Origin of the sequence: Methanoculleus sp. SDB (assembly GCA_001412355.1) — an archaeon.
Taxonomy (GTDB): Archaea; Halobacteriota; Methanomicrobia; order Methanomicrobiales; family Methanomicrobiaceae; genus LKUD01.
This window is the reverse complement of the sequence record LKUD01000087.1, coordinates 1-6,822: the sequence shown is the minus strand read 5'-3', so window position 1 is coordinate 6,822 and position 6,822 is coordinate 1. Positions and strand designations below refer to the sequence as shown.

Sequence of the window (6,822 nt, the reverse complement as noted above, 5' to 3'; positions counted from 1 at the left end):
AAGAGCTACCTTTTTTCTTTATCTTTCTTTTTTGGCTTCATCATTGAGATGATATCGACCACGTATTTTTCATCCTTGCCCATCTTTACAACCACTTCATCACTTTTTGCCAGTTTTTCGATATTGAGTTCGTAGCTCCCGGGATTTATGACACGGATACTTTCGATACGCTCATGCATTTCAACGTGACGGCTCGGCTCCGCCGGGACTTCAAGGATCTCCTCTTTCGTCTCCTCGGCGAGATTCTCGATACTCTTCTCTTCAAGCACGTCGCGGTGCCGATCGGACTCACGAACGAAAAGGAATTTTTTTCCGCCGCAGCTCGGGCAGCCTTTCAGAATCTCAGTTGATCCGTCCTTGAATTCACGTCCACATTGCGTGCATTTATGTGGCATCTCCCGTCACCTTGATGAAACCCAGGTGCTGATAAGGTCCTTCTCTTTCTTAATCGTCTTCATCTGGTCCGCAGGACCTATTACAGTCAGACGTGCGGATCGCTTTTTCCCCAGCAGTCTGTCGAGGAAACTCAGCTTTTCTCCGCCTTCATTGCCGGAGTAGGTCTCCATCTCGATGCCGGAGAACCCATCGGGCGTGATTTCGCGCATCGTGACCTCGATAAGCATCGTCTGCTCTTCCGGTGCAAGTCCCTTCTCCAGCACTACAATATTGCCTTCCATCACATCATCGAGAATCAGGCGTATCTTTTCCATGACTGTCATTTTATCGAGACGGTCTGCGGAGATTAAATCGATCTGTACTCCCTGTATCATGTCCAGTCACCCGAAGTACTCGATCATCTTTTCATACAGTTCCTCGACGTTATCACCCTCAAGCCCGGATATCGAGATGACCGGATGCTGAGGGAATGCACTCTTTATACGGGACGGAGATGCATCGGGCAGGTCGATCTTATTTGCGACGATGATCACGGGCAGGTTCCTGCTCTCGATAATTCCGACCATCATAATATTGACCTGCAGGAAGGGATCAAGCGTGGCGTCGAGCATATAAATAACACCGTCAATATCTTCCCGAAGCCAGTGCATCGCCTCCGCAACTCCTTCCGTTGCTTCACGTGCGCGTTTGATCGCTTCTTCCTTCTCGAGCCCGTATTCAAGGAATTCCTTGTAATCAATCTTTGTCGTTACACCGGGCGTATCGACGATATCGATGGTGATTGAACCGCCATTGTTCCCGGTGATTATTATTCCCTCCTTTCTACGGGCACGCCTCGTTTCATGCGGAATTTCGCTGACCGGCCCGACAGCGTCCCCCGTCCAGTCCCGAACGATCCTGTTGGCCAGTGTTGTCTTTCCCGCATTCGGCGGACCGTATATACCGATGCGCGATTCCTGATTCTTGAAAAAATACTTCAGGAATCTGGAGAACGTCTTCTTCGTTCGAATGATGAAACTCATTAAGGATCCCCCATCTGGAAAATATACTTCCCTACTATGACTATATGCTCTACCAATAAAAATAAACCTCTCCCTGCCATCATTTGCCGGTCTCTGTATCCCCTGATAAATGACAAATCCGGCGCGTCATTATACTTTTATACTGCTGGTGCATAGTATCTGCAAGTTACCAATTCACTGGCAATACAGCTGGCGAAATGTGGTGATCATGTGAGTGAAATCAGAATGGACACAATCCACTTCCAGACCAAAGTGCCGCTCAAAGAAGTAATGCGGTATAAACCTACGACCCTTGAATCCGAAGCGACAGTTGCTCGTGCTGCCGAGGTCATGTGCCGCGACGAGGTGGGAAGCTGTATTGTTTTGCAGAACAATCTGGCAAAAGGTATGATTACCGAACAGGATATTAACTGCAAGGTTGTCGCTAAAGATCTCAAACCCGGCAAAGTCCGGGTAAGCGACGTCATGAGCACTCCACTTATCACGATCGATGCGGATAAAACCGTTGGGGACGCCGCTCACATGATGGTCGAGAACAAGGTACGTAGACTGCCTGTCGTTGACGGGAACAAGGTTGTCGGTATCGTGACCGTACGCGATCTGCTGTCAGTTGCCACGGAGATCAATGAAATTATGTCGGATCTCATTGAGATCAACCGCGAGGACGACATGATCATGGGGATCTGTGACAGCTGCGGGAACATGTCCGACAACATCAGACCTGTTGACGGCGTCATGCTCTGCCCAAACTGCAGGGAGGAGGAACGTCTTGTATGAAGGTCGCTCGCGACCTAATGGTTGAGTTCCCCGTGTTGCGATGGAATGATTTCATCACCAGGGCACGACAGATTCTCCGGGATGACTTGTACCGGGAGATCTATGTAACGAATGAAAAAAACGGACTGATGGGGTATATTGACGCGACTGATGTATTGAAGGTAACTGATACGAAGTCGAACGTCACCGTGGAAGGTTTTGTCAAGGAAGCAGCATCGGTTCATCCTGACGATTCCCTCGAGACTGTCGCGGGAATCATCCGGACCATGGGAACTGACAGTGCGGCGGTCACGAATGAGGCACGAAACGTGATCGGGGGTATCATGCTTTCGGAACTCTTCCAGATTCTTATCCGCCGGCAGGAACTCCGCGGCCGCGTCAGTGATTTTATGGCACAGCGGGTCGTGACGTGCAGGCCCGATGACACGATACAGAAACTGTACTCGCTCATTGTGGAAAGCGGATATTATGCCTTTCCTGTCGTAAGGGACGGAATACTGGTCGGGATGCTCTCCCGGAACGACCTTCTCAGGTACGGCAGGATACGGAAAACACTTGAAAATTCATCAAAAGTACATGTCGAGAACCTGATGACCACACCAGCCATTTATGTCTCGCCCGACGATGATATAGGCGAAGCTGCACGATCACTCACTGTTCATGATATCAGCAGGCTCCCCGTTGTTTTGAATGGAAATCTTGTCGGCATCCTTGACCGGCATGATGTATTGAAGGGTTTATCATTATAAGGTGGATCACTTGCACAGGAATGAACGACACCAGAAACAGGGAGATAAACTCCTGAAAATGCCTGGCAAATTCGACCGTGGTCCGGTTGAATTCAAATCACGTTCCTCCGACAAAGAGGGGGAAATTATGGCGATCGCGACGCGGGATGTAATCTCGGTACCTCCGACCAGCACTATTCTTGGTGCCATTGAGGCGATGACAGCCCACGGATTCCGGCGTTTGCCTGTAACAGATCCCGGAACACACAGCCTTCGGGGCATCATCACCGCGGGCGACATCATCGATTTCATGGGGGGAGGCAGCAGATTTAATCTCGTGAAGGTAAAGCACAAGGGCAACCTCATAGCAGCGCTCAACGAGAGCGTTCGAGAAATCATGACCTCTCAGCTGGTCACGCTTCCGGTTACGGCGTCAATTGCCGATGCCGTGGGGGTAATCGTCGAAAAGAAAACCGGCGGACTGCCCATTATCAATGAAAAAGAGGTTCTTTCAGGCATAGTTACCGAACGCGACGTAATGCGCGTCCTTGTCGCGGAGCGGAGTCCCCTCAAGGTGGAGGATATCATGACAACATCACTCCACATCACGTCTCCCGAAACACCCATCGGCACCGTGACACGCGAGATGGTCACACAAAGGTTCCGGCGCCTGCCGGTAGTGAGTGATGACGTCCTTTTCGGTATCGTCACCAGCACTGATATTATGAAATACATCGGCGGAGGGAAGGTCTTTGATAAACTTGTGACCGGGAATGTCTCGGATGTGATGAATCTTCCTGTCCGGACGCTTATTAACGGTTCTCTCCATACCACAACGCCGGATGAAAACATCAACGAAGTGGCACGAGAGATATTATCGAAGAACGTCGGCGCGCTCCCTGTGATCGAAGATTCCCGGCTTGTCGGCCTTGTTACGGAATTCGATCTGGTGCGCGCATTTTCCAAGAGGTGATATCCTATGAATGCATCAGAGGTTATGGTATCTCCAGTCCATGTTATTGCACCCGACGATCCGGTTGCACATATAAGAAATCTGATGTTGAAACATAAAATTTCGCGATGTCCGGTACTGGAGGATGACCGTCTTTCAGGCATCATTACCAAGAAAGATATTGCATACCGGCTCCGCAACACAGAGCCATTGTGGCGGAGAAGACCGATCGACCATATTCCCGCGCATGTCATCATGACGCCGGATCCGGTTACCATCGCACCGACCACCGAAATCGGCGCGATCGCGGAAGTGATGGTTGAGAAGAATATAAGCGGCCTCCCTGTTCTCGATACGGAAGGCCTTCAGGGAATAGTAACAAAATCGGATTTGCTCGCGTCAGGTATCGCAGAAAACCTGAACCTGACGGTCGCAGACCTGATGGTTCCGGTCGAGACGGTCAACCGTTTCCATTCACTGAACCACGTAATTGATATAATGAGCGAGCAAAATGACAGGGTTGTTGTCGTGAATGATAACGGGACTCTGGCAGGCATTATAACTGAGAGCAATATTGCCTTCTTCACCTATTCAGACGACAAAACGGGCATCCCTGAAAAAGATGTCCTTATGCTCCGGCGGGAGGAGCCCGGCGGCAGAAAATGGTTCCGGTTCGTAACGGAAGTATCCTCGACCGCAGAGGACCTAATGTCCCGGCCGGTCGTCACCGTTTCATCCGAAGCCCCGCTGGCCGACGCCGTGGAGCTGATGAAGAACCATCATATCAGCAGTGTTGTTGCACTCGATGGACATGATGTCAGAGGTATTGTAATACGGGATGATATTATCAAGGAAGTGGCAAAATGAGCGAAGAATTACTCATCAGAGATGTTATGGTCAAACCCCTGACCATTTCGAAATCAGCGGCAATCACCGAAGCGCTTGACAAAATGCTTGATGAAGGCGCAGACCCGCTTATTGTCACCAACAACGGAGGCGTCATGGGGACGATCTCCCGGAAGGCCATCGCAGAGACACTCGGGAGCAGAAAGTCGTCGGTGGTGGCCCCCGCGAAAATCCATGTGGCAAACAAGACCGACGAGGATTATACGGTCGCCTACCCCGATCAGCATGCCGATATTCTCGTCCCGCTGCTCCAGGAGTACCGTATCGTCGTCGTTCTCGATAATGAACACCGGCTTGTGGGACAGGTGGGCCCGATAGACCTCCTGAGAGTCATGCGGCCCGACACGGTCGCAGAGCACGTGATGCAGACTGCCTTCACCATCCGGTCCGACGAGCGTGTCGTACACCTCAGGCGGCGGATGATTGATGAAAATATCAGCAAGTTCATCGTAATGGATGATGGTGAAATGCAGGGAATCGTCACTGAAACGGATGTCGCCAAAGCGATGAAGGCGTTCCGTGAAATTGTCGAGGACAAGTATCAGGACCACCGCATCAGGAACCTGCTTGTCAAGGATATTATGACAGCGCCTGCGATCACCGTCGATGTGGATGAGGATATAACGGCCATTACTGACCTTATCGTAAAAAAGAGTATCAGTTCACTACCCGTGACCAACAACGGCAAACTCGTCGGCCTGCTTACAAAACAGGCTCTTATCAGCGCGCTGTAATGGCGCCCAGCCCTTATTTTCTTCATTTTTGTTGAGCAAAAAAAAGGTATCGTCTCCTGTGCGGCGCTCTATCCCGCACAGTACTCCGACCACGGTGCCGAGATATTTTTTTTGTAAGTAGACACAGTATACCAACAATGAAGTCACCCATGCATCCGGTCACTCCGGTACAGCCGACTGATTCTGTGGCGGAACTTCTGGAGAGAATGAGCAAAACAGGGTTTCAAGGAAGAAAACTTGGTGAATCACTTGAAATCTGGTCACGGATGATCGAGGATGAGGGCTGCATCGTCATGCTTGGATTGTCGGGCGCGATGATCCCCGCAGGCATGCAGGAGTGCCTGATCGAACTTGTCCGCCGCCGGTATGTCGATGTCATCGTCTCGACAGGTGCCAATATCTTTCACGACGCCTGCGAACATCTCGGAGTCCGGCACTACCTCGGACACCACCATGTCGATGACAGCGAACTCTTCTCTAAAGGCGTGGACAGGATATATGATGTCTTTGCCTATGAGAGCCAGTTCAGGAATGTCGACGCCGCAATAGCTGCATTTGCAAAGGAAATTGCACCTTTTGAGGGGTCATCACGAGCCTTTATCCGTCGTCTCGGAACATGGCTGCGTACGAAAAAACCGGAAGGGACATCCCTCGTTGCATCCTGCGAGAAATACGGTGTACCGATTTTTATTCCAGCCCTTTGCGACTCTTCGATCGGTATCGGTCTCGTCATGGCCCGGCGCGGAGGGACGGCCGTTAATGTTGACCAGATTTCAGACACCGACGAAATCACCACCATCGTTGAATCGGCTAAAAAAACGGGGGTAATCTATATCGGGGGCGGAGTACCCAAAAATTTCATTCAGCAGACGCAGGTGATCGCCTCGATCCACAACCATGACTGCGGAGGCCATGCCTATGCGATCCAGTACACCACCGATGCGCCGCACTGGGGGGGATTATCAGGATGCACATTTGAGGAAGCGATCAGCTGGGGAAAAGAGGCTCCGTTCTGCCCGCGAGTGCAGTGTTTCTGCGACGCGACGATTGCACTCCCAGTTATCACGTCGGGGCTGATTGGACGCGGGTACACCCGGAAAAAGATACCAGTTCTCCCGGTGAACCACAACCCTTAAACCTCTGTCCGGCATATAAATTAGAACACCGTTCATGGAGCAACACAGAGTGTTGCGAGTATCGAAAGATGCGAGATTATCTCTGTTGAGGTAGCCAAGCCTGGTATGGCGCGGGTTTGCTAAACCCGTGTCCCTCTGGGACTCGAGGGTTCAAATCCCTCCCTCAGCGCT

Annotated in this window: 9 protein-coding genes and 1 tRNA gene; 7 read left to right on the top strand and 3 right to left on the bottom strand. The window is 51.1% G+C overall.

The annotated features are described in order from the left end of the window. Positions 1-5: 5 nt before the first annotated feature. From APR53_01090 to APR53_01080, 3 genes are read right to left on the bottom strand one after another with little or no spacing between them, the layout of a single operon-like run. Positions 6-395 (bottom strand): hypothetical protein, encoded by a 390-nt coding sequence (locus APR53_01090; protein ID KQC03443.1) that lies wholly within the window; start codon positions 393-395, stop codon positions 6-8. Positions 396-401: 6 nt separating this feature from the next. Further along, the gene (locus APR53_01085) at positions 402-770 is read right to left on the bottom strand and encodes a hypothetical protein (GenBank protein KQC03442.1); all 369 of its coding nucleotides are present in this window, start codon (positions 768-770) and stop codon (positions 402-404) included. Between the two features lie 6 nt (positions 771-776). Further along, positions 777-1,418: a GTP-binding protein gene (locus APR53_01080; GenBank protein KQC03441.1), complete on the bottom strand. Its 642-nt coding sequence runs from the start codon at positions 1,416-1,418 to the stop codon at positions 777-779. A 225-nt stretch (positions 1,419-1,643) separates the two neighbouring features. Here APR53_01080 and APR53_01075 point away from each other — a divergent pair, with 225 nt between their 5' ends. The 7 genes from APR53_01075 to APR53_01045 all read left to right on the top strand — a co-directional run bounded on the left by APR53_01075 (position 1,644) and on the right by APR53_01045 (position 6,820). Further along, the gene (locus APR53_01075; GenBank protein ID KQC03440.1) at positions 1,644-2,195 is read left to right on the top strand and encodes a signal transduction protein; all 552 of its coding nucleotides are present in this window, start codon (positions 1,644-1,646) and stop codon (positions 2,193-2,195) included. Further along, positions 2,192-2,944 carry a histidine kinase gene (locus tag APR53_01070; protein KQC03439.1) on the top strand — a complete coding sequence of 251 codons (753 nt, stop codon included), beginning with the start codon at positions 2,192-2,194 and terminating at the stop codon, positions 2,942-2,944. Before APR53_01075 ends, APR53_01070 begins: the two co-directional genes overlap by 4 nt. 10 nt (positions 2,945-2,954) lie before the next feature. Then, positions 2,955-3,896, top strand: coding sequence for a histidine kinase (locus APR53_01065; protein KQC03444.1), 942 nt, complete (start codon positions 2,955-2,957; stop codon positions 3,894-3,896). 6 nt (positions 3,897-3,902) lie between these two features. Continuing rightward, positions 3,903-4,742 carry a hypothetical protein gene (locus APR53_01060; GenBank protein KQC03438.1) on the top strand — a complete coding sequence of 280 codons (840 nt, stop codon included), beginning with the start codon at positions 3,903-3,905 and terminating at the stop codon, positions 4,740-4,742. Next, on the top strand, positions 4,739-5,515 hold the full coding sequence (locus APR53_01055) for a signal transduction protein (GenBank protein ID KQC03437.1): 777 nt from the start codon (positions 4,739-4,741) through the stop codon (positions 5,513-5,515). Before APR53_01060 ends, APR53_01055 begins: the two co-directional genes overlap by 4 nt. Before the next feature lie 149 nt (positions 5,516-5,664). Continuing rightward, positions 5,665-6,651 carry a deoxyhypusine synthase gene (locus tag APR53_01050; protein ID KQC03436.1) on the top strand — a complete coding sequence of 329 codons (987 nt, stop codon included), beginning with the start codon at positions 5,665-5,667 and terminating at the stop codon, positions 6,649-6,651. A gap of 84 nt (positions 6,652-6,735) precedes the next feature. Continuing rightward, a tRNA-Ser gene (locus APR53_01045) sits at positions 6,736-6,820 on the top strand. The last annotated feature ends 2 nt before the right edge of the window (positions 6,821-6,822 follow it).